Origin of the sequence: Dietzia aurantiaca (assembly GCF_021033825.1) — a bacterium.
Classification (GTDB): domain Bacteria; phylum Actinomycetota; class Actinomycetes; order Mycobacteriales; family Mycobacteriaceae; genus Dietzia; species Dietzia aurantiaca.
Map to the genome: position 1 here is coordinate 159,726 of NZ_JAIFXZ010000005.1, position 21,376 is coordinate 181,101.

Annotated in this window: 18 protein-coding genes and 1 tRNA gene; 17 read left to right on the plus strand and 2 right to left on the minus strand. The window is 71.3% G+C overall.

Features of this window, described 5'->3' with window-relative positions:
* Positions 1-37: 37 nt before the first annotated feature.
* From fadD5 to K3888_RS08150, 11 genes are all read left to right on the plus strand, one after another.
* Positions 38-1,627 carry a fatty-acid--CoA ligase FadD5 gene (gene fadD5, locus K3888_RS08100; protein ID WP_230929743.1) on the plus strand — a complete coding sequence of 530 codons (1,590 nt, stop codon included), beginning with the start codon at positions 38-40 and terminating at the stop codon, positions 1,625-1,627.
* A gap of 15 nt (positions 1,628-1,642) precedes the next feature.
* Positions 1,643-2,452: an MlaE family ABC transporter permease gene (locus tag K3888_RS08105; RefSeq protein ID WP_230929744.1), complete on the plus strand. Its 810-nt coding sequence runs from the start codon at positions 1,643-1,645 to the stop codon at positions 2,450-2,452.
* 15 nt (positions 2,453-2,467) lie between these two features.
* Complete coding sequence (locus K3888_RS08110) at positions 2,468-3,349, plus strand: MlaE family ABC transporter permease (protein ID WP_372459547.1); 882 nt, start codon at positions 2,468-2,470, stop codon at positions 3,347-3,349.
* Between the two features lie 50 nt (positions 3,350-3,399).
* Positions 3,400-4,695, plus strand: a complete 1,296-nt coding sequence (locus tag K3888_RS08115; RefSeq protein WP_230929745.1) for an MCE family protein — start codon at positions 3,400-3,402, stop codon at positions 4,693-4,695.
* Positions 4,692-5,738: an MlaD family protein gene (locus K3888_RS08120; RefSeq protein WP_230929746.1), complete on the plus strand. Its 1,047-nt coding sequence runs from the start codon at positions 4,692-4,694 to the stop codon at positions 5,736-5,738. Before K3888_RS08115 ends, K3888_RS08120 begins: the two co-directional genes overlap by 4 nt.
* A complete protein-coding gene (locus tag K3888_RS08125; RefSeq protein WP_230929747.1) occupies positions 5,735-6,778 on the plus strand; it encodes an MCE family protein in 1,044 nt (347 codons plus the stop codon). The genes K3888_RS08120 and K3888_RS08125 overlap by 4 nt, the downstream gene beginning before the upstream one ends.
* Entirely contained in the window at positions 6,769-7,866 is a 1,098-nt protein-coding gene (locus tag K3888_RS08130; RefSeq protein ID WP_230929748.1) for an MCE family protein, read from the plus strand. The genes K3888_RS08125 and K3888_RS08130 overlap by 10 nt, the downstream gene beginning before the upstream one ends.
* Before the next feature lie 2 nt (positions 7,867-7,868).
* On the plus strand, positions 7,869-8,915 hold the full coding sequence (locus K3888_RS08135; protein ID WP_230929749.1) for an MlaD family protein: 1,047 nt from the start codon (positions 7,869-7,871) through the stop codon (positions 8,913-8,915).
* Positions 8,912-10,129, plus strand: a complete 1,218-nt coding sequence (locus K3888_RS08140; RefSeq protein WP_230929750.1) for an MlaD family protein — start codon at positions 8,912-8,914, stop codon at positions 10,127-10,129. Before K3888_RS08135 ends, K3888_RS08140 begins: the two co-directional genes overlap by 4 nt.
* The gene (locus K3888_RS08145) at positions 10,119-10,637 is read left to right on the plus strand and encodes an Rv1363c family protein (protein ID WP_230929751.1); all 519 of its coding nucleotides are present in this window, start codon (positions 10,119-10,121) and stop codon (positions 10,635-10,637) included. Before K3888_RS08140 ends, K3888_RS08145 begins: the two co-directional genes overlap by 11 nt.
* 74 nt (positions 10,638-10,711) lie before the next feature.
* Positions 10,712-11,566: an oxygenase MpaB family protein gene (locus K3888_RS08150; RefSeq protein WP_230929752.1), complete on the plus strand. Its 855-nt coding sequence runs from the start codon at positions 10,712-10,714 to the stop codon at positions 11,564-11,566.
* An 85-nt stretch (positions 11,567-11,651) separates the two neighbouring features.
* Here K3888_RS08150 and K3888_RS08155 read toward each other — a convergent pair whose 3' ends face one another.
* Positions 11,652-12,362, minus strand: a complete 711-nt coding sequence (locus tag K3888_RS08155; protein WP_230929753.1) for a GntR family transcriptional regulator — start codon at positions 12,360-12,362, stop codon at positions 11,652-11,654.
* 467 nt (positions 12,363-12,829) lie between these two features.
* Between K3888_RS08155 and K3888_RS08160 the strand changes: the two genes are divergently transcribed.
* From K3888_RS08160 to K3888_RS08180, 5 genes are all read left to right on the plus strand, one after another.
* Complete coding sequence (locus K3888_RS08160; RefSeq protein WP_230929754.1) at positions 12,830-13,630, plus strand: crotonase/enoyl-CoA hydratase family protein; 801 nt, start codon at positions 12,830-12,832, stop codon at positions 13,628-13,630.
* Positions 13,631-13,780: 150 nt separating this feature from the next.
* Entirely contained in the window at positions 13,781-16,354 is a 2,574-nt protein-coding gene (locus K3888_RS08165; protein ID WP_230929755.1) for a carboxylate--amine ligase/circularly permuted type 2 ATP-grasp protein, read from the plus strand.
* A gap of 16 nt (positions 16,355-16,370) precedes the next feature.
* Positions 16,371-18,332, plus strand: a complete 1,962-nt coding sequence (locus K3888_RS08170) for a S9 family peptidase (protein ID WP_230929788.1) — start codon at positions 16,371-16,373, stop codon at positions 18,330-18,332.
* Positions 18,289-19,494: a M20 family metallopeptidase gene (locus tag K3888_RS08175; RefSeq protein WP_230929756.1), complete on the plus strand. Its 1,206-nt coding sequence runs from the start codon at positions 18,289-18,291 to the stop codon at positions 19,492-19,494. Before K3888_RS08170 ends, K3888_RS08175 begins: the two co-directional genes overlap by 44 nt.
* A 32-nt stretch (positions 19,495-19,526) precedes the next feature.
* A complete protein-coding gene (locus K3888_RS08180) occupies positions 19,527-20,060 on the plus strand; it encodes a gluconokinase (RefSeq protein ID WP_230929757.1) in 534 nt (177 codons plus the stop codon).
* Between the two features lie 19 nt (positions 20,061-20,079).
* Here K3888_RS08180 and selD read toward each other — a convergent pair whose 3' ends face one another.
* Positions 20,080-21,084 (minus strand): selenide, water dikinase SelD, encoded by a 1,005-nt coding sequence (gene selD / locus K3888_RS08185; RefSeq protein ID WP_230929758.1) that lies wholly within the window; start codon positions 21,082-21,084, stop codon positions 20,080-20,082.
* Between the two features lie 104 nt (positions 21,085-21,188).
* Here selD and K3888_RS08190 point away from each other — a divergent pair.
* Positions 21,189-21,284 (plus strand) — tRNA-Sec (locus K3888_RS08190).
* Positions 21,285-21,376 lie beyond the last annotated feature (92 nt).

Sequence of the window (21,376 nt, forward strand, 5' to 3'; positions counted from 1 at the left end):
TTCCGTCCTCCCACCGCACCGACGAAAGGCCGAGACCATGACCACCGCCACGGACCCCATCGCGGACCTCCACGCCGCCCGGCGCAACACCTGGAACACGTGGGTGGGCACCCACGCCGAGATGAACCCCGACGGGGAGGCCCTGCGGTTCATGGGCCAGACCACCACGTGGAAGCAGCTGGACGAGCGCAGCGGTCGCTTCGCCGACGCGCTCGCGCGACGCGGGGTCGGCAAGGGCGACCGGGTCATGCTCATCACGCTCAACAACCCCGAGTTCATCGAGGCGGTTCTGGGCATCAACGAACTCGGCGCCATCGCGGTGCCGGTGAACTTCCGGCTCACCCCGGGCGAGCTCGCCTACCTGGTCAGCGACTGCACGCCGAAGGTCGTCGTCACCGACGCCATGCTCGCCCCGCTGGTCGGCGCCATCCGCGCCCAGGGCGAGGAGCCGGGTGAGCACATCGTGATCGGGGGCGAGCGCGGTGTGGACGCCCAGACCACCTACGCGGACGCGATCGCCGAGGAGGGCGCGCCCCACGAGCCGGTCGACGTCCCCGAGGACGCGACCTCGCTGATCATGTACACCTCCGGCACCACGGGCCGACCCAAGGGCGCGATGCTCTCCTACGAGAACATGACGGCCCAGGCGCTCACCTGCATCCGCGTGTTCCGCCTCTTCGACGAGGAGGGGCGGGCGCTGTGCGCCGCCCCGATGTTCCACATCGCGGCGCTCGGCTCGATCGCCCCGAGCCTCCAGCTCGGCGGGACCACCGTGATCCACCCGCTGCAGGCGTTCGACCCGGCCGCACTCCTCGACACACTCGAGGCGGAGCAGATCACCAGCATCTTCCTGGTGCCGGTGCAGTGGCAGGCCGTCTGCGCCGAGCAGCAGGCCCGCCCGAGGAACCTGGTCCTGCGCAACATCTCCTGGGGCGCCGCGCCGTCGACCGACACGATCCTGCGCGCGATGTCGGAGACGTTCCCGGACGCCCTCAACTGCGCTGTCTTCGGCCAGACCGAGATGAGCCCCATCACCTGCGCCCTCGACGGCGACGACGCGATCCGCAAACTCGGCTCCGTCGGCAAGGTCATCCCCACGATCCAGGCCCGGGTCGTAGACGGCTTCGGTGAGCCCGTCGCCCCCGGCGAGGTCGGGGAGATCGTCTACCGCGGCCCCACCACCATGTCCGGCTACTGGAACAAGCCGGCCGAGACCGCCGAGGCCTTCGACGGCGGCTGGTTCCACTCCGGCGACCTGGTCCGCATGGATCCCGAGGGCTTCGTCTACGTGGTGGACCGCAAGAAGGACATGCTGATCTCCGGCGGCGAGAACATCTACTGCGCCGAGGTGGAGAACGTCATCGCCGGCCACGAGCGCATCCGTGAGGTCGCCGTGATCGGCCGCAAGGACGACAAGTGGGGCGAGGTCCCGGTCGCGGTGGTCGCGCTCAACGACTCGGAGGGCCCGGACCTGCGCCTGGAGGAGCTCACCGAGTGGCTGCGCGACAAGCTCGCCGGCTTCAAGCTCCCCAAGCACCTGGTGGTCATCGACGAGCTGCCCCGCAACGCCAGCGGCAAGGTCGTCAAGGGCACGCTCCGGTCCGATCACGGCACCGTCGGCGTCTGATCCGGTCGTAGACCCATGACCTTCCACCTGCCCACCGGCCGCGGCCCGGTCACCGACCTGTCAGGCCAGGTCGGCTCGCTCGTCGGGTTCTCGGTGTTCACGCTGCTGGAGTGCGTGAAGACGGTGGCGCGCGGACGGCTCTCGTTGACCGAGACCCGTGACCAGGCACTGTTCATCGCGCGCGTCTGCTCGATCCCGGCACTGCTGCTCATGCTGCCGGTGGGCGTGCTCGTCGCGGTGTCGGTGGGGGAGATGGCCGGCCGACTGGGGGCGGCCGGTTATGCGGGGGCCGTGGTGGCGTTCGTGGTGGTGGGCCAGGCCTCGGCTCTGGTGTGTGCGCTCATGCTCGCCGGGGTCGGGGGTTCGGCGATCTGCGCGGACCTGGGGTCGCGGACCATCCGCGAGGAGGTCGAGGCGATGGAGGTCATGGGACTCGACGTGGTGGAGCGGCTGGTCGTGCCGCGGGTGATCGCCACGATCCTGGTGGCGGTGGTGATGTGTGCGTTGGTCACCGCCATGGGCGTGGTCGCCTGCCTGATCTACCAGGTGTACGGCCAGGGGGAGTCGGCCGGCGCGTTCCTACAGACGTTGAGCGCGTATGGCCGACCGTCCGATCTGTGGATGGCGATGGTCAAGTCGATCGCCTTCGCGATCGTCTCCGCACTCATCGCCACGTTCAAGGGGCTGCACGCGAGCGGGGGCTCGAGTGGTGTCGCGGACGCGGTCAACGAGACGGTCGTGTTGGCGTTCGTCACTGTCTTCGTCATCAACACGGTCTTCTCCGCGGTCTACGGTCTCGTGGTGCCCTCGGTCGGAAAGTACTAGAGGGGCGCGGGGGCCATGGGGGGATTCGGGGTAGCGCAGACCACGGCGTGGCAGCGTGCACGCGCGACGCGCGTGGCCGGGCGCGTGGGCCGTGTCGGCACGGCGATGGCCGAGGTCGGCCGGCATGTGACGTTTGCGGGCAAGGTCCTGGTGTCCCTGCCCACGGCGCTCGTACGCTACCGCGGTCAGGTCGTCCGCGAGGTCGTGGACGTGGGCTTCGGTTCCAAGTCGCTGGTCGCCGGCGGCGGCACGGTGGGGATCGTGCTGGCGATGTCGGCGGTCGCGGCGATCATGGTCGGCGTCGAGACCTACCGCGGCCTCGACCTGATCGGCATGACCACCCTGTCGGGGATGCTCTCGGCGATGGCCAACACGCGCGAGCTCGCGCCGGTGGTGGCCTCGATCGCGCTCGCGGCGAAGGTCGGCACGGGCTTCACCGCGAGACTCGGCTCTATGCGGATCTCGGATGAGATCGACGCGCTCGACTCCATGTCCGTGCCCACGATCCCGTATCTGGCGGGCACGCGCCTGATCGCCACGATGATCTGCATCGTGCCGCTGTACGCGATCGGCCTGGTCGCCACCTACATCGCCACCCGGGTGGTGGTCGTCTATGTCAACGGCGGCTCGGCCGGCACGTACGACCACTTCTTCAGCATCACGCTCGGCCCCGAGGACGTGCTCTATTCGCTCGTCAAGGCGGTGGTGTTCGCGGCGGTGATCGTGCTGGTGCACTGCAGCTACGGCTACTACGCCACCGGCGGTCCGGAGGGGGTCGGCCGCGCGGCGGGACGGGCGCTGCGGACGTCCATCCTGGCGATCGGCTTCCTCGACATCGTCCTGACCTTCGCGCTCTGGGGCCTGGTGCCCGAGGTGCCGGCGCTGGGGATCACGTGAGGCGGCGTGTGGCGGGGCCGACCCCGCAGAGGACGTTGATCCTGCGCGGCGTGGTGTTCACGATCGTGGCGGTGGTGGTCGGGGTCCTGCTCGTGGGCCGCGGGGCGGGGATGTTCGACACCGGGACCAGAGTGTGGTCGGTGCTGCCGGCCGACGCGGGCCGGATCGCGGTGAACGCGCCGGTCTACCACCTGGGAGTGAAGGTGGGCGACGTCCGGGCGTCGGAGGGGGCCAGGGGCGGTGCCCTCGTCGACGGCCGGGCCGCCGGCGGAGGCGCTGCAGCCAACGACAAGAATTATGACGACGACGTCGCCGAGCCCGGCACCCGCATCGAGATGCTCATCGGCGACGAATTCGCCGACCGCATTCCCTCGAACGTGCTGGTGCGGGCCGTGCCGCGGACGCTGTTCGGGGACATCCGGCTGGATCTGGTGTCGCCTCCGGTGCCGGAAGGCGCCACCCCGCGAGCCTTCTCGACCGGCGCCACGGTGACCGACGGCGAGCAGATCCCGGCCGACGGTTCCGATGAGGCGGTGCTGCTCTACGACGTGTTCACCCGCGCGAGCGACCTGCTGGTCGCGATCGAGCCGGAGAAGATGCAGATCACGCTCACCGCGCTCGCCCGCGCGCTGGACGGCCGCGGCGAGATGCTGGGTCGCACAATCGAGGACGCTGACCGTGCCGGTGCCGAACTGGCGCCGGCGCTGGAGAACGCCGCCGCGGCCTCGCCCGCACTGGCCGCACTCGCCGAGGACCTGGCCGGCGCGACGCCGCAGATCCTCGAGACACTGCAGGAGGCCACGCGGTTGTCGCAGATCGTCCTCGACCGGCCGGGTTCGCTGCGCCGACTACTCGACGCCGGGCTCGCGGCCGCCGGGTCGGGCGCGGTCATGGCGGACCGGACCGTCCCCGGTGCGATCCGGCTCGTGAGCGACACCGGGGTGGTGTTCGACCACACCGCACGCAATCCACACGGGGTGATCAACACCCTCTACGCGATGCGGCCGATGGGCGAGGCCGGCGCGGCCGCGTTCTCCACCGGGCGGTTCAACATCACCGCCGTGCCGTCGTTCGCCGACCCGATGCCCTACGGCCCGCAGGACTGCCCTCGCCACCCCGGCCTGGCCGGGTCGACGTGTACCGGCGCGCCCACGACCGAGCACGATCCCGGGCTCACGGTCAACGCCGCCGGCGAGCGCGAGGTCCTCCGCGAACTCCAGGCAGCCGCGGCGACGGAGCCCGGCACGCCGGTGCCGCCGCCCGCCGATCCGGCCGCGGACCCGGCGGCCGCCGCGTGGACGATGCTGGGCCCTCTCGTCCGGGGGGCCGAGGTGGCGATCCGATGACCTCACGCAAGGGCCTGTGGCCCGCCCTGAAACTGTTCGCCTACTGCCTGATCGGTGTGCTGTGCACCATTCTCGTGGTCAACACGCTGCGCGTTCCCGTGGGCTGGGGCGCCCGCTCCTACAGCGCTGAGTTCACCGACGTCGGTGGCCTGGGCGACGGCTCGGAGGTCACGGTGGCCGGCGTGCGCGTGGGTCAGGTGCTGGGCGTCAAGCGCGAGATCGGGCCGGACGGCGAGGTGATCGCGGTGGTCGACTTCGAGGTCGAGCGCTCGCACCCGGTCACCGACGGTGCACAGGCGTCGGTCCGTTACGGCGACATGCTGGGGATCCGGTACCTGTCGCTGGACCCCACCGCGGACGGGGCGCCGGCGGTGGGCGGCGCGGCCGAGCTCGCCGAGGACTCCGTGATCCCGTTGTCCGCGACCACTGACCCGGTGGATCTGACCGCGCTGGTCAACGGGTTCAAGCCGCTGTTCGAGGCGGTGAGCCCGGAGGAGGTCAACACCCTGTCGACCACAGTCGTGGCCGCGTTCCAGGGCGAGCCCGGGGCGATGGACGTCCTACTCGCGCGGCTCGCGCTGCTGAGCCGGGACATCGTGGGCCGCGAAGACGTGTACGTCCGTCTGGCCGACAACATCGAGGAGCTCAATTCCACGCTCGTCGACCGAGGGGCGGACCTGCAGGACCTCATCCGCGGCCTCGACACGGTCGCCGGCGCTCTCGCCGACGGGGACGGCCGGGAGCTGGCGCTACTCCTCGACCGCGGCGGCAGCTCCGTGGCGACGCTCGCCGCGATGCTGGACGAGACCGACGCCGACCTGCGGGCGAGCATCGAGGCGGCCCGCCACACCACTGATGGCTGGATCCCCCACTCCCCCGCGTTCGATGCCGCGCTGCGGCAGGCCCCGGTGTTCGCCCGCGAGGTCAACACCATCGGTCAGAAGGGCGGGTTCCTCTCGCTCTACATGTGCAACTTCACGGTGAAGCAGGGCGACTGGGAGGCCAGCCTGTTCGGCTACCGGAACTCGGAGGCCTGCCGATGAGACCCCTCACCCTCGTCCGGGAGAGCCTGCTGGATCTGTTCCGCGACCCGCGCCACGAGCGTCGTGGGAACACCGTGCTGGTCGGTGCCGCGTCGATTCTGCTGGTCATCGCCCTGTTCGCGGCCAGTATGGCGCTTCCCCGTCTCTGGTACGTATTGCGCACCGAGTACTACTCGGCCGAGTTCCACAACGCCGGTGGCCTCCGGGCCGGCGACCCGGTCCTGGTGGCCGGGGTGCCGAGCGGCCGGGTGGACTCGCTGTCGACCGACGGCGGCCTGGCCGTGGTGGGGTTCCGCCTCGACCGCGGGCAGGACCTCGGCGAGGCCAGCACCGCGACGGTCGGCCTCAAGTCGATTCTCGGCAACCGTTTCCTCGAGGTGGTCCCCGCCGGCGGTGGCGACCTGGGGTCGGACAGGCGCATCGGGGTCGCCCGGACCACATCGCCCTACATGATCGATGACATGGGCGGCGCGGTGACCGAGCTCGCCGACGGGATCGACGTCGACGCGGTGAGCGCACTCATCGACAACCTGGACAGCATCCTGCCCCAGGACGCCGAGGCGACCGGCGAGGCGATCGACGACATCTCCGCCGCGCTCGGCCTGATGGCTCGCGACGACGACCGCATGTCCCGGGTGATCGCCACGACCCGCGAACTCACCGGGGTGCTGGTGTCCCAGGAGCAGAGCATCAACGCACTCACCGACCAGTCGCTCGTGCTGGTCACCGTGCTCACCCAGCGCCGCGAGGCCCTCAGCGCGATGGTCGCCTCGCTGGAGGAGCTGGCCGTCCGGGTCAGCGCACTGCTCGAGGAGGAGTCCGACGACGTGAACCAGCTGCTGGTGAACATGCGCTCGATCAGTGAGACCTATCAGCGCAACATCGAGGTGATGGACGAGGTCCTCACTCGCATGCCGCCCGGCCTCCGCGCCGTCACCGACGCGTCCGGAAACGGCCCGTGGACCGACGTCGCGACGCCCACCGGGCCGATCCCGGACTCCGCGCTCTGTGCACTGGGGGTGATGGACGGATGCAACTGACACGTACACGAGTCCTTACCGTGCTGACGGTCGTCGTCGTCGCCGTCGTCGTCCTCATCTACCTCCTGTCCGGTGCGCGCACCGACGATCGCGTCCGCCTCTCGGCGGACTTCGCCTCGGCCGACGGCGTCTACGTCGGCTCCCAGGTGCGCATCGTCGGCGTCGAGGTGGGGCTGGTCGAGAAGGTCGAACCGATGGGCGACGTCGTGCGCGTCCACCTCACGCTCGACCCCGGCACCGAGCTGCCCGAGGACGTCGGCGCGCTGGTCATGAACCCGGCGGTCATCGCGGACCGGTTCGTCGAGCTGACCCCGGCGTACCAGGGCGGGCCCACGTTCGGGGAGGGCGGCACCATCCCGGCGGACCGCACCCGTGCCCCGCTCGACTTCGACGAGTTCGTCTCCAGCCTCGACACGCTGAGTTCGGCGTTCGCGCCCGGCGCCGAGGAGATGGCCGAGGGCCTCGACCGGGGCGCCGAGGCGCTCGACGGGCGCGGCCGCACCCTGAACCGGGCGATCCGGAACCTGTCCACGGTCTCGGCCGTGGGCGGCGACCGCGCCGAGGACCTCGACGCGATCATCACCGAACTCGCCGTGCTCATGGACGCCGCCGGGGGGCGCGACCAGACCATGCGGGACCTCGTCCTGGGACTCGACGACCTCGGCCGACAGATCCGGCAGGACCAGATCGACGTGGCCGCCCCGGCCGACGATCTGCGCGTGATCCTCGACCAGCTGGACACGATCGTCGCCGAGCGCGGCGAGGACATCACCGCCACCACCGACGCGACCCGTGAGGTCACCGCGATGTACGCCGAGCACCGCGAGGACTTCGCCGAGTTCCTCGACCTGTACCCGGTCATGATGGAGAACCTCGCGATGGGCGTCGGGACGGACGGTCGCGCCCGGATCCGGCTCAACGTCTCGTCCAACATCACGCACTTCGCGCGCGGCCGCGAGCTGTGTGCCCGCGAACCGCTGCCGCTCTGCACCGGCGCCGGGCTGACCAACCCGCTGATGTTTCCCGTGGAACAGAGCGATCCGATCGGGCTGGTCGGCGCATTCGAACGGATCACGGGGGGTGGATGAGCATGCGTGAGACCAGGACCGGACCGCACCTGGTGCGCGGGGTCGTCGTGCTCGTGGGGGTGTTGCTGCTCGTGGCGGCGACGGTGATCGCCCTCAACTCGCCGCGGCTCTCGCTCCAGGCGTGGCCACTGGGCATGGACACCGGCAGCGACTCTGCAGACGTAGAGATGCGTTTCGAGCGGGCCGACCGGCTCGCCCCCGGCGCCGAGGTCCGCTACGGGGAGAGCCTCGTCGGGCGCGTCCGTTCCGTCGACGCCGACGGCTCCGATGCCGTGATCGGCGTGCGGCTCGAGGGCGACTCCGGCGTGCCGGCAGATGTGTTCGCCGAGATCCGCCTGCCCACCGCCCTGGGTAGCCCGTTCATCGCGCTCACGCCGCCGCGGGGCGACCGGTCGACGGAGCTCCTCGAGGACACCCGGCTCCTCCCGCTCGCCCGCACCGGCGTGGGGCCCGACCTGGAGTCGAGCCTGGCGTCGCTCGGCCTGCTGCTCAACGGCAGCGGTATCGACCAGCTGGGCACGGTGATGGAGGAGCTCACGATCGCGCTCGACGGGCGCGGCGACGAGATCGCCCGTATCCGCGACCGGGGCGACCGCGCGCTCGAACTCTACGAACTACACCGCGACGACATCGATCGCACGATCGTCGCTCTCGACCGGGTCAACTCCGCGCTGGCGGCCCGGCGGGACCTCATCGACCGCGGCATGCAGGTCTCGGCTGACCTCGTCTCCGAGGCCGCGGCCAGCCGCGAGACGATCCTCGCGCTCATGGACACCACCGCCGCGCTGACGGTGCAGGTCGAGGAGTTCACCACGGGTACCGACGGACGGATCGCTCCCTCGCTGTCCACCCTGAACCTCCTCCTGCAGGACATGGAGGGTTTCGGCGGGGAGGTGGCCCCGACGCTGGACGCGCTGCAGCGTTTCGTCGTCCTGTTCGACGAGGCGATTCGCGGCGACCACATGATGTTCGACGGTGCCCTCGACCTTCCCGGCTCGCTGGATTCACTCGGCACCGGTGGCGAGGCCCGCATGGGAGGCACCCCGTGAACCGCCATATCGCCGCGCAGGCGGTGCTCTTCGCGATCATCTCCGTCGTCGCGATCGCCTTCGGCGTCCGCTACATCACCGAGGACGCGGACGTCTCTCGCGGTTTCCGGGTGGTGGCGCACATGGAGGATGCCCGCGGGATGGGGCCAGGCGTGCGGGTCACGTATCGCGGCGTGGACGTGGGCGTGATCCAGGACGCGATCCTGGACGGTTCGGGTGGGGTCGAGCTCCGGCTGCGCATCCTCGACGGGACGCAGATCCCGGTCGATTCGCCTGCGCGGGTCGTCACGAGCACCGCGCTCGGTGACAACCGGCTCGACGTGCGCCCGGCCGACGACGCCGGGCCGTACCTGCAGGACGGGGATACGCTGCTTGTCCGGCCGGAGGATCAGCCGGCGAAGCTGGAGAATCTCATCGCGGACATCGAGACCTCCCTGCTGGCGCTCGATCCGGAGTCCCTGGCCACGATCGGTGACAGCAATGCCGAGGCGCTCGAGGGCAACGGTGATCGACTCGGGGCGATCATCGAGGACACCGCGACCCTGACCGCGATGCTCGCCGACACCGCCCCGACCCTGCGGGGGCTCGTCGACGACGGGTTGGTCACCGTGCGTGCACTCGCCGAGCGGGACGCCCCGATCTCGGGGGCCGCGACGGTGGCCCGGGACGTGACGGGGCAGCTGGCCCGTCGCGAGGACACCCTCGTCCACCTTCTCGACCGCTCGCCCGAGGCGATGCTGCGGGCGCAGCAACTGCTGGACGCCAATCGGGAGAACGCTGCCGGCCTGCTGGCCAACACCCTGGTTGTGACTCCGGTGTTCCGCGATCGCGGGCCGGCCTGGGAGGCCGGACTGACGCAGGGCGAGCGCGGCCTGCGGGCGCTCGCGGGCACGGTGCGCGACGGCCGGGCCGACTTCCAGCTGGTCGCCACCCAGGGGCCGGTGTGCGTCTACCCGTATGAGCCGCGCGATATCCACGACGAGTCATGGCGGGAGCCGAACCTGCGGCTGTACTGCCCGCCCGCCGAGGACCTCGAACAGCGCGGGTCGCGGGCGGCGCCCCGACCGAACGACGAGGGTCTGGCCGGGGCGACCGAACCCGGCACCCGGATCGGACCGGACATGGCCGAGGACCCGGCGATCATCCCCACCGGCAAGGAGATCGCCGCGTACTGGGCGACGATGATGGAAGGACTGCAGAGCAATGGCGGTTGACAACGAGGCCGCGGGCCCGGAGAACACGAGGACGAAGCCCCGCGCGGGTCGGGCGATCGCGGGACTGGTGATCGTCGTGCTGCTGGTCGCGGTCGGTGTGCTCGGTTATCTGCTCTGGCAGGACCAGCGGCAGGACGCGCTGCGTCAGTCCGCCGCGGATGACGCCACACGGCTGGTGATCCAGCTGGCCACCTACGACCACACCGACGTCGACCAGAACCTCGATGCGGTCGTGGCCGAGGCGACCCCGGGCTTCGCGGACCGCTACCGCGAGGTCTCCGAGGGGCTACGCGAACTGCTGGCCAGCGGTGAGGGCACCTCGACAGGGACCGTCACCCACGCCGCGGTGGAGAGCCTCGACGGAGACACCGCCGTCGTCCTGGTGTTCCTCGACCAGGAGGTCACCAACGTCACCGTCCCCGACGGGCGGGTCGACTCCAGTCGCATGGTCGTGACCGTCGTCCGCGACGGCGACCGGTGGCTGCTCGAGGACGCCCAGCTCGCCTGACCCGCGGCACTGCGGGCCGTCACGATCCACGCACCCGCCGGACGGGCGGGCCAGACCCAGAAGGAGAACCTCCCATGCTCGACGAGCTGCACCGCAACCCCGCGCCGCCGGTCACCCGGGCGCGGCCGCCGCAGATCACCGATGCGATCGATTCGCTCGGCGCCGCCAGTGGTGTGGCCAACGTGATCATGCAGCTGTCCTGGCCCGAGGTGGGCTGGGGCGTGCGCGAGAGCCGTGTGGACACCGGCAACGTGTACAAGCGGCCCTTCAAGCGGGCGCGGACCACGTTCCAGTACCTGGCGGTGGCCACGCTCGGCACCGACGAGGACAAGCGCCTGTACCGGGAGGCCGTCGACCGCGTGCACCGCCTCGTGCACTCCACTCCCGAGAGTCGGGTCAGGTACAGCGCGATGGACCCCAAGCTGCAGATGTGGGTCGCGGCCTGCCTCTACATCGGGTTCGAGGACGTCTTCGAATGGCTGCACGGCCCGATGGACGACTCGGACCGGGAGGACTTCTACGCCTCGGCCCAGACCCTGGGCACGACCCTGCAGGTGCGCCCGGAGCAGTGGCCGGCCACCCGCGCCGAGTTCGACGGCTACTGGCGCGAGGGCCTGGACCGGATCCGTTTCGACGAGCCGGTCCGCAGGCACCTGATCGGGCTGTCGGAGCTGCGGATGCTGCCCCAGCCCGCCAACGCCCTGTTCGGGCGGATCAACAAGTGGGTGACCTCCGGCTTCCTGCACCGCGAGTTCCGCGACGCGATCGGCCTTCCGTGGAGCCCGCGGGACCAGCGGCGGTTCGAGACGTTCCTCGCCGTGACGGCCTGGCTCAACTCCATGCTGCCGGAGTCGATCCGGACGATCAGCTACCGGCTGCTCATCCTCGACCTGCGGTGGCGGCTGCGGACGGGCCGATCCCTGGTGTGATGCCGGCGGCTGGTCGAGGTGGAGAGATCGACGACGAGGTTCGCCCGCCCGCCTCGGGTCCGCCACCAGCTCGGGCGGCCCGGCCTCAGGCCTGCGCGGCGGCCTCCGGCTCGCGGGCTTCGTCCCAGACACCGGCCCTGTCGAGGTGCTCGACGAGGAGCTGGGCGCCGGCGGAGAACTCGTCATCCACCACGGCGTGGGCCGCGTCGACGTCTCCCGCGCGCAGCGCCTCGAGCATCCGGCGGTTGTCCTCGAGCGCGTTGGCCCGCCACTCCGGGTCCTGGGCGTAGAGGCGGTACGGCATGTAGCGGGCGGCATTGCCGAGGAAACGGGAGAGCTTGTCCGAGCAGGAGACCCGGTTGATCGAGCGGTGGATCGCGTACTGCGCGCGAACGACCCCGTCGGTGTCCCCGGCGGCGGATGCGGCCTCGAAGTCGTCGATGAGATGGGAGTGGTGCTCGAGGGTCTCGGCCTCGTAGCGGAGAATCGCCCGATCGATGATGCGCTTCGACAGCTCGGCCTGCAGCCAGAAGATGTCCTCGATGTCCTGCCGGCTCATGGGCGAAACCAGGTAGCCGCGGCGGGGGACCAGGTCCACCAGGCCCTCGCCGCGTAGGGTGAGCAGCGCCTCGCGGACAGGGGTCACGCTCACGCCGAGGCCGGCGGCGGTCTCGTCGAGCCGGATGAAGTCGCCCGGCCGCACCTCGCCACTCATGATCCGGGTCCGGACGTGGTCGGCGACCTCCTCCGAGAGCTGGGGACGTTGTGCGAGTCGAGTGGGGGTCAAGTCCGCCACCTCTTTTCAGGAGAGAAGCACCGTCGAGGGCGCGAAGCCGATAGTTGAAATCAAATATATCCGAAACGGCCGCGAGAATCCCCGTCGGGGGTGATCGTCACGGGGCTCGGCTCGGTGGGGTCAGGCCCGGCTCGGCTCGGCTCGGCTCGGCTGGAGCTGTGGCTTCGGCTTGGCTGGCAGGCCTGGCCGGCAGGGGGCCAGTGCATCTCACGGCAGATGCGCTGGGTCTGTGACTTATGCGCCTGGAATGCACCATTCTCGCAGCGCAAGTGGGTCGAAAGTGAGCAAAGGGGCATCGTAAGTCAGCGAGGCAGCGTATCCGGGGTCGGTTGTGCTGGCAGACCGCCCGGCGTCCGGCCGCCGCTGACGCGTCCGGCTGCCTCCGGCTGCGTCCGGCCACAGCCGGCAATGCCGCGGAATCGCACGAGCCCCTGCGGACCGGAGCCGCCTCGGGTCAGACTGGGCGCATGACCGATACCGAGACCCGCCCCGCCGTCCGCAGTGAGCGCCGCGGCAACGTCCTGCTCGTCACGATCGACCGCCCCGAGGCCCGCAACGCCGTGAACGGCGAGGTGAGCACTCTGCTGGGCAACGCGCTGCACGAGGCCGACACCGATCCCGAGCTCCGCGTCGTGGTGCTGACCGGCGCCGGTGAGCAGTCGTTCTGTGCGGGCGCGGACCTCAAGGCGATCTCCCGTGGCGAGGACATCTTCCCCGCCGAGAACCGCCAGTGGGGGTTCGCCGGGATGATGCAGCACTACGTGTCCGTCCCGATCATCGCGGCCGTCAACGGCACGGCCCTGGGCGGGGGTTGCGAGATCGCGCTGGCCAGTGACCTGATCGTGGCCGCCGATCGCGCGAAGTTCGGGCTGCCCGAGGTCAAGCGTGGCCTCGTCGCGGCGGCCGGTGGCGCGTTCCGGCTGCCGGAGCAGCTGCCGCACCGCGTGGCGATGGAGATGATGCTCACCGGTGAGCCGATCACGGCCGCGCGGGCGCATGAGTTGCACCTGATCAACCGCGTCGTCCCCGCCGACCAGCTGCTCGATGCCGCACTCGAGCTGGCCGAGGTGATCGCCACCAACGCCCCGCTGGCCGTGCAGGCGAGCAAGCGGGTAGCGCTGGGGATCCGGGACGGTGCCCGGCCGGGCGAGGTCGAGAAGTGGCGCATCAGCGACACCGAGATGATCAACGTCATGACCTCCGAGGACGCCGCCGAGGGGCCGCGCGCGTTCGCCGAGAAGCGGGCCCCGGTCTGGAAGGCCCGCTGACCCGCAGGCCCCGCCGATGAGCTGACCCCGGCCGCCAGGCTCGCTGAACCGCGCGCGCCAGGCCCGTCGAAACGCGCTCGCCGGCACGCGAACCCCTGCCCGCCGGCCGTGCGGGTGCGGACCCGCGGATGCTGTCCTACCGTCGGCGCCATGACAGACGGATCGCGACGGATCATGGTCGAGGAAGAGCTGCATCTGGTCGACCTGCGGACGAAGTTGCCGGCACGGCGTGCGGCGGAGGTGATCGCCGAGGCCGGTGATGATCGGGTACGCGCTGCCCGCCACGGGGCGTTGGTGGCCAGCGACTGCGGCGGGCACGCCACGCTCGAGGATCTCGGTGCGGCGATCCGCGAGCGGCGGACGCAGCTGGCGGAGGTGGCGAACGGCCTGCGTACGGGCATCGTCGCCGCGGGTGCGCTCGGCTCACCGGGAGTGGAGCTGGCCCCGGATCCCGATGAGCCGGGGACCGCTCCCGGCCACGAGTTCCGCACCCGCGCCTCGGCGCGCTTCGTGGTTACGGTCGAGGTCGCGGACGCCGACGAGGCGCAGTTCGTGGCCCGCCGGGTGGTCCCGCACGCGCCGGCGTTGCTGGCGCTGGCCGCGGGATCGCCGTTCCGGGCGGACGGAAGCGACTCGGGGTACGCCTCGGTGCGGTCGTTCGAGGCCCGGTGGTCGCCCGCGCACGTGTCGGCGTTCCGCACGGACACCGCGGGCGGCGTGCTGGAGTCGGAGGACGCGCTGGTCGCCACGGGCGTGGTGGCCGACCGCGGCCTGATCGACGCGGATATCCGTCCGTCCGCCGACGGATCCGGGGTGGAGCTGCGGCTGTGCGACTCGTGCAGCACCGTGGACACGATCGTGCTGGTGGCGGCCCTGTTCCGGGCGTTGGTGGACCGGGTGCTCGCCGAGCCCGAGAACGCCTGGGTCGACCCCACCCCGGCCGTGCTCGCGGCCGCGTTCTGGCGCGCGGCCCGGTCCGGGCTCGAGGGCGACCTCGTGGATCCGGGAACGGGTCAGCCGCTGCCAGCGGGGGACGTGTGCGTGGCGCTGGTGGAGTCGCTGTCCGGCCAGCTCGACGCGACCGGCGAGCGCGGCCTCGTCGACGACCTGGTCGACGGCGTGCTGGGGGCGGGCTCGTCGGCCGCCCGGCAGCGCGCGGCGCACCGCCGCAGGGGTCGCCGCGCCGACGTGGTCGCGGTGCTGCTCGCCGAGACGGTGGGCAGGATCAGGCCGCGCGCCACGGCCGACGACGGCGGGATGCGCTCGATGCTCGACGCGTACTCCCCGCTGGGCGAGGCGGTGACGGAGGAGGTCCACGACGAGGCGATCACCGAGGACGGCGCCCCGCGGCCGCAGTACGTGGACGTGCTCAAGGCCGTCTCGGACCTGGGCGCGGCGACGGTCCGCGAGCGCAAGAAGCAGGTCGACGAGGAGCTCCGGGACCGCGGCGTGACGCTCAAGGTGTACGGCGAGCCGGAGCCGCAGGTGTTCCCGTTGGACCCGGTGCCGCGGATCGTGCCGGCCGATCAGTGGGGGCGGATCTCGGCGGGGATCGAGCAGCGCGGCCGGGCGCTGGAGATGTTCCTGCGGGACATCTACGGCGACGGTGAGATCGTCAGCGCCGGGATCGTGCCGCAGGACGCGCTGGATCGCGCCCCGGGTTACCGGAAGACGGGCCGGGCCGTGCCGGCGGGGACGATGCGTGCGGCGGTGAGCGGTGTGGACCTGGTGTCGACGGGCTCGGGCGAGTGGGTGGTCCTGGAGGACAATCTGCGGATGCCGGGCGGGTTGGCCATGGCGGTGACGCTGCGTGAGCGCATCCTCGAGGCGTACCCGGAGTTCGGTGCGCGCGGGGAGATCCACGACCCGGCCGAGGGGCTGGGCATGCTGCGGGAGACTCTCCAGGCCGCGGCGCCCGAGGGTGTGGGGGACCCGTCGATCGCCGTGGTGGTGGCGCCCGACGAGCTCATCGCGCACGACCTGATCCACGCGGCCGAGGCCGTGGGCGGTGCGGTGGTGACCCCGCGGGATCTGGTCGGTGACGACGGACGACTGTGGAGGGTCGACGACGACAACGACGACGAGCGCATCGGCGTTGACGTCCTCTACGTCCGGATGGACGAAGAGGCACTTCTCTCCTCCTCGGGCGCGGACGGGACGGTCCTGCGGCGCGGGCTGCTCGGCGCGATCTCGGACGGCACCGTCGCGATGGTCAACGCCCCCGGCAACGGGGCGGCGGACGACAAGGCGATCTACGCGCTGGTGCCGTCGATCATCGACTTCTACCTGGGCGAGAAGCCGCTGATCGGCCAGGTCGACACGTTCCTGTGTGCGGACCCGCCGCAGTTGGAGCAGGTTCTGGACCGGCTGGACGAGCTGGTGGTCAAACCGATCGACGGCTACGGCGGCTCCGACATCACGGTGGGCCCGGAGTGCTCGCCGCGGGAGTTGGACGAGCGACGGGCCGAATTGCGGCGCCACGGCGAGCGGTTCGTGGCGCAGGAGGTGCAGGCGCTGTCGACTCTGCCGACGTTCGACGGGCGCGACCTGCAGCGGCGGCACGTGGACATGCGCGCGTTCGTCATGCTGCGCAACGGGCCGACCGGCGAGATCCACGCGTCGGCCCCTCCGGTGGCCATGACACGAGTGGCCCCGGCGGGCACGATGGTGGTCAACGCCTCGAGTGGAGGCGGTGGAAAGGACACCTGGATTCACCGTGCCTGAACCCGACACCATCGACATGACCGACACCGTCCATACGACCGACACCGTCGACACGACTGACACGGTCGACACGACCGAGAACCCGGACGTCACCGAGGTCACCGAGGAGACGGGCTCCCGCGAGCAGGCGGGCCCGCCGGATGACGCGGCCGGGGGGCCGGGCGAACTCCGGCACACCAGTTCCCCGTGTCTGTCCCCGGACGGGTCGCTGCTGGCCTGTGTGGTCACCGAACGCACCGGCTATCCGCGGGCGGTGCAGCGACCGCTGGGCCCGGACGGCCTCAAGGGCGCGGGGCCCGAACGAGACGTGGTGCTGCCCGTGGAGGGGCCGGTCCGCAGGGTCGCCTACTCGCCGGACGGCCGGTGGCTGGCGTGCGAGGTGGCCCCTGACGGTGGTGAGCGTGAGCGCATCTGGCTCGTCACCACCGATCCGGACGACCAGAGTGCGTACGCCTTGAACGCCCCGGGTGACGCCACCGAGCAGATCGTCTGCTGGGACGGACGTCTGCTGGCGGTGACGGCCTTCGACGCCGAGGGCCAGGCCGAGGGCCGGCTCGTGGACCCGGAGACCGGGGAGATCACTGTCATCGACCGCCGGATGGGCGGGGCGCTCAAGCACTCACGGGACGGCGCCGCCCTGTTCCGGGTGGGCGCCCGCGGGCATCGCGAGCTGCTGCGGATCATGCCGGACGGCCGGTGGTGGCCCCTGTTGCCCACGGACACCGGGTCCACCACCGACGCCGGAGAGGTGCTCGACGCCGGCGGCGACGACCGGCCCATGCGCATGGTCGTCCGTAGCGACCACTCGTCCGATCGCGTGGGGTTGCTGGAGGTGCGGGCCGATGAGTCGGGGACCACCTCGTGGCCGATCGCCTATCGCGCGGACGCCGACCTCGACCGCGTGGAGGTGAGCTACGACCGGCGCACGGCCGCACTGCTGTGGAATGTCCACGGGGGACTGTCCGAGATCGAGATCCTCGACCTGTCGCGTCGCCGGCCCCGGGTGATCGCCCGGCCCCAGCTACCGGAGGTGGTGGCCTCGGCGCCCACGCTCACGGCGGACGGCCGACTGCTCGCCGTCACCGTGGAGAGTCTCGACCAGCCACCGCACGTGGTGATCTACGACGTGCGTCGTCGTCGCTGGATCGGGGAGTCGCCCGCGCAGCCCGACCCCGGCCCGGAGCTGCTGCGGTTCACCGCACGCGACGGGCTCGAGCTGAGCGGGTGGCTGTACCGGGCCGATCCGGAGAGCGGGCCCGCGCCGACGGTGGTGCACCTGCACGGTGGCCCGGAGGGTCAGTCCCGTCCGGGATATGACGACATCGCCCGGCGGATGCTCGACGAGGGCGTCAACTACTTCAAGCCGAACGTCCGGGGCTCCACCGGCGGCGGCCGGTCGTTCGGCCACGCCGACGACCGGTACGGCCGCTTCGCGGGGATCGACGACGTCGAGGACGCGTTGCTGCACCTCGTCGACGAGGAGATCGCCGACCCGGACCGGGTGGTGGTCTCGGGCCGGTCCTACGGCGGCTACCTGGTCAACGCGACCCTGGTCAGGCACGCGGGTCGTTGGTGCGGGGGGATCGCCGCCTGTGGGATGAGCGACCTGCAGACCTTCTACCGCGACACCGAGCCGTGGATTGCGGCGGCCGCCCATCCCAAGTACGGGAACCCGCTCCAGGAACGGGAATTGCTGCGCGAGGCCTCGCCGCTACGCAGGTACTACCGGATCACCGTTCCGATGTTGTTCGTCCACGGTGCGCACGACACGAATGTGCCGGTCAGCGAGACCGAGCAGGCGGTCGAGGAGCTGCGCTCGCGCGGCGTACCGGTGGACGTGTTGTTGTTCGAGGACGAAGGTCATGAGTTCGTGAAATTGGCCAACCGTCAGTTGCTCGGCGACCGGGTGGTCCAGTTCTGCCAGGAGGTGTTCGATGTTCGGGCGCAAGTCGACGGAGAAGAACGACCCGCACGCTGAGGGCGGTTTCCAGGACCGGCTCGCGCAGTGGCGGCGTCACATCCACACCCATCCCGAGCTGTCCTACGAGGAGGAGCGTACGACCGACTTCATCGCGGGCGAGCTCGAGAAGATGGGACTGAAACCCCGCCGGTTCGACCTCGGCACCGGGCTGTGGTGCGACGTGCCCGCCGCGAAGGGCGCCACCGCGAAGGACGTGGTGGCGCTGCGCGCGGACATCGACGCGCTGCCCATGGACGAGGAGAGCGGCCTGGACTTCGCCTCACGTACGGAGGGGGTCGCGCACACCTGCGGCCACGACGCCCACACCGCGATGCTGCTCGGCGCGGCCGAACTGTTGGTCGCCGACCCGCCGCCCCGGCCCGTGCGGCTGATCTTCCAGCCGGCAGAGGAGACCATGCCGGGCGGCGCCAAGGAATGCGTGGAGGAAGGTGTGGTCAAGGGCGTGGACCGCATCCTCGCCCTGCACTGCGATCCGCACCGGAAGGTGGGCGAGGTGGGCGTGACGGCCGGGCCGATCACCTCCTCCAACGCCAAGGTCCGGATCCGGCTCGAGTCCGACGGTGGTCACACGGCGCGGCCGCACGAGACCCAGGACACCGTCTTCTCGACCGCCGAGCTCGCCACCGGGCTCACCGCGGTCCTCGACCGTCGTCTCGACCCGCGCTCGGGCACCGTGCTCACCTGGGGCGCCCTGCACGCCGGCGGTGACGCCCCGAACGTGATCCCCGACCATGCCGAGCTGCTGGGCACGCTGCGCAGCGCGGACCGGGACGTGTGGGCGACGGTCGAGGACCTCGTGCGGGAGGCCGTCGAGGATCTCGCCGCGCCCTACGGCATCCGCGTCGAGCTCGAGTACACGCAGGGTGTCCCGCCGGTGGTCAACGACGCCGACTGCGCGGACCTGGCCACCGAGGCGGTGCGCCGGGTGCTCGGGGAGGACGGTGTGGGCACCGCCGACCAGTCCAGTGGTGGCGAGGACTTCGCCTGGTACACCGAGGAGATCCCCGGCGTGTATCTGCGGTACGGCGTGTGGGACGGGAAGTCGGCGGAAACCGACCTGCACCACCCGGGCTTCATGCTCGACGAGTCGGCGCTCGCGCCGGGCGCCCGGCTGTTCGACGCCTTCGCCCGCCTGGACCGCGGCGCGGGCGAGGACTGAGCCTTCGTCCGCGGCACGGGAGGGCGCCCGCCGTGACCATCGTCGTGTTCGGGGTGAGCGGCTGCGGCAAGACGACGTTCGCGCGGCGGCTCGCGGAGGAGGTCGGCGGACTCTTCCTCGACGGGGATGATTTCCACAGCGCCGCATCGATCGCCAAGATGCGGGGCGGGGCCGGGCTCGACGAGACCGACCGGGAGCCGTGGCTGCGCAAGCTCAACGCCGTGATCCGGGAGCGCGCCGACCCCACGGTGATCGCCTGCTCCGCCCTCGCGAGAAGCTACCGGGACGTCCTCCGTACCGACGCCGCGGTGGCGTTCATCCACCTGGTGGTGACCGAGGAGCTCGCGCGGGCGCGGCTCGCGGGGCGGCGCGACCACTTCTTCCCTGCGTCGCTGGTCCGGTCGCAGTTCGAGGCCCTCGAGCCACTGGAGCCGGACGAGGCGGGGATCTCGCTCGACGGGGCCGCGCCGCTCGCGGAACTACTGTCGCAGGCCCGGTTCTACCTCGACACCCACACCGGGCACTGGATGGCGGACGCGGCGAGCGATCCCGGGTCCGATCCCTAGCACTAGCCCTAGCCCTGGCTCACCGCACTGTGACGGTCGCGTCCGCGGCCGACACCAGCTCGCCGATCACCGGTGCGCCAGGGACCTCTCCGGCCACCAGCAGACCCCCAGAGGTCTGGGCGTCGGCGAGCAGGAGCAGCTCGTCCTCGCCGACGTCCGAGGCGAGATGTGGGCGGACCCAGTCGAGGTTGCGCCGCGTCCCGCCGCTGACGAACCCGTCGGCCAGCGCCTGCCGCGCTCCGTCCAGATACGGCACCGCCGCCGAGTCGATCACGGCCGAGACGCCGCTGGCGCGGGCCATCTTGAACAGGTGACCGAGCAGCCCGAAGCCGGTGACGTCGGTCGCGCAGCCGATCCCGGCGGCCAGGGCGTCGCGGGCGGCGACGTCGTTGAGGCAGGTCATGGTCGCGATCGCCTCCTCGCTCACCGCGCCGGTGTTCTTGTGCCGGCTGTTGAGCACTCCGATCCCCAGCGGTTTGGTCAGCGACAACGGCACACCGGCTCGGCCGGCGTCGTTGCGCAGCAGACGGTCGGGGTCGGCGATCCCTGTGACGGCCATGCCGTACTTGGGCTCGGGGTCGTCCACGCTGTGACCGCCGGCCACATGGCAGCCCGCGCTCCCGGCGACGTCCTGGGCCCCGCGCAGCACCTCGCCGGCCATCTCGTACGGCAGCACGTCCATCGGCCAACACAGCAGGTTGATCGCCACGATCGGCGTGCCGCCCATCGCGTACACATCGGACAGGGCGTTGGCCGCCGCGATCCGCCCCCAGTCGTAGGGGTCGTCGACGACGGGCGTGAAGAAGTCGGCGGTGCTGATCACGGCCTGACCGCCGGCGATCCGCACGGCGGCCGCGTCGTCGCCGTCGTCCAGACCCACGACGAGCTCGGCCGCCGGGTCACGGACGGGCGCGCCGACGAGCCCGGCCACCACCGACTCGAGCGCGCCGGGCGGGATCTTGCACGCGCAACCGCCACCGTGGGCGTACGAGGTGAGACGGGCGGGGGCGGGGGAGGAGGTCATGGGCCAGACCCTAGTGACCGCGACGGGGGTGCGCCGCCGGATGCACCGCCAGCGCGTGGCGCGGTTGACTCACGTGTCGGCCATGGTGCTTACTCGTTCGTGAGGGAGGCGTCCGGGTACCTGGTGGTCCCCGCGGTCTTCAAAACCGACGTGGCCGAGTATCTCGGTCAGGCGGGTTCGATTCCCGTCCGCCTCCGCCAACAGTCCTCGCCCGTCCCCGACCCGGCCACCTCGAGTGGGCGGCCCCGGTCGGCGGGGCCGGGGAAGAGGAGCGGGCCATCACCGAGCAGTC

Coding starts and splice junctions, on each gene's coding strand:
- fadD5 (WP_230929743.1), top strand. CDS start 38: ATGACCACCGCCACGGACCCCATCGCGGACCTCCACGCCGCCCGGCGC.
- K3888_RS08105 (WP_230929744.1), top strand. CDS start 1,643: ATGACCTTCCACCTGCCCACCGGCCGCGGCCCGGTCACCGACCTGTCA.
- K3888_RS08110 (WP_372459547.1), top strand. CDS start 2,468: ATGGGGGGATTCGGGGTAGCGCAGACCACGGCGTGGCAGCGTGCACGC.
- K3888_RS08120 (WP_230929746.1), top strand. CDS start 4,692: ATGACCTCACGCAAGGGCCTGTGGCCCGCCCTGAAACTGTTCGCCTAC.
- K3888_RS08125 (WP_230929747.1), top strand. CDS start 5,735: ATGAGACCCCTCACCCTCGTCCGGGAGAGCCTGCTGGATCTGTTCCGC.
- K3888_RS08130 (WP_230929748.1), top strand. CDS start 6,769: ATGCAACTGACACGTACACGAGTCCTTACCGTGCTGACGGTCGTCGTC.
- K3888_RS08135 (WP_230929749.1), top strand. CDS start 7,869: ATGCGTGAGACCAGGACCGGACCGCACCTGGTGCGCGGGGTCGTCGTG.
- K3888_RS08145 (WP_230929751.1), top strand. CDS start 10,119: ATGGCGGTTGACAACGAGGCCGCGGGCCCGGAGAACACGAGGACGAAG.
- K3888_RS08150 (WP_230929752.1), top strand. CDS start 10,712: ATGCTCGACGAGCTGCACCGCAACCCCGCGCCGCCGGTCACCCGGGCG.
- K3888_RS08160 (WP_230929754.1), top strand. CDS start 12,830: ATGACCGATACCGAGACCCGCCCCGCCGTCCGCAGTGAGCGCCGCGGC.
- K3888_RS08165 (WP_230929755.1), top strand. CDS start 13,781: ATGACAGACGGATCGCGACGGATCATGGTCGAGGAAGAGCTGCATCTG.
- K3888_RS08170 (WP_230929788.1), top strand. CDS start 16,371: ATGACCGACACCGTCCATACGACCGACACCGTCGACACGACTGACACG.
- K3888_RS08175 (WP_230929756.1), top strand. CDS start 18,289: ATGTTCGGGCGCAAGTCGACGGAGAAGAACGACCCGCACGCTGAGGGC.
- selD (WP_230929758.1), bottom strand. CDS start 21,084: ATGACCTCCTCCCCCGCCCCCGCCCGTCTCACCTCGTACGCCCACGGT.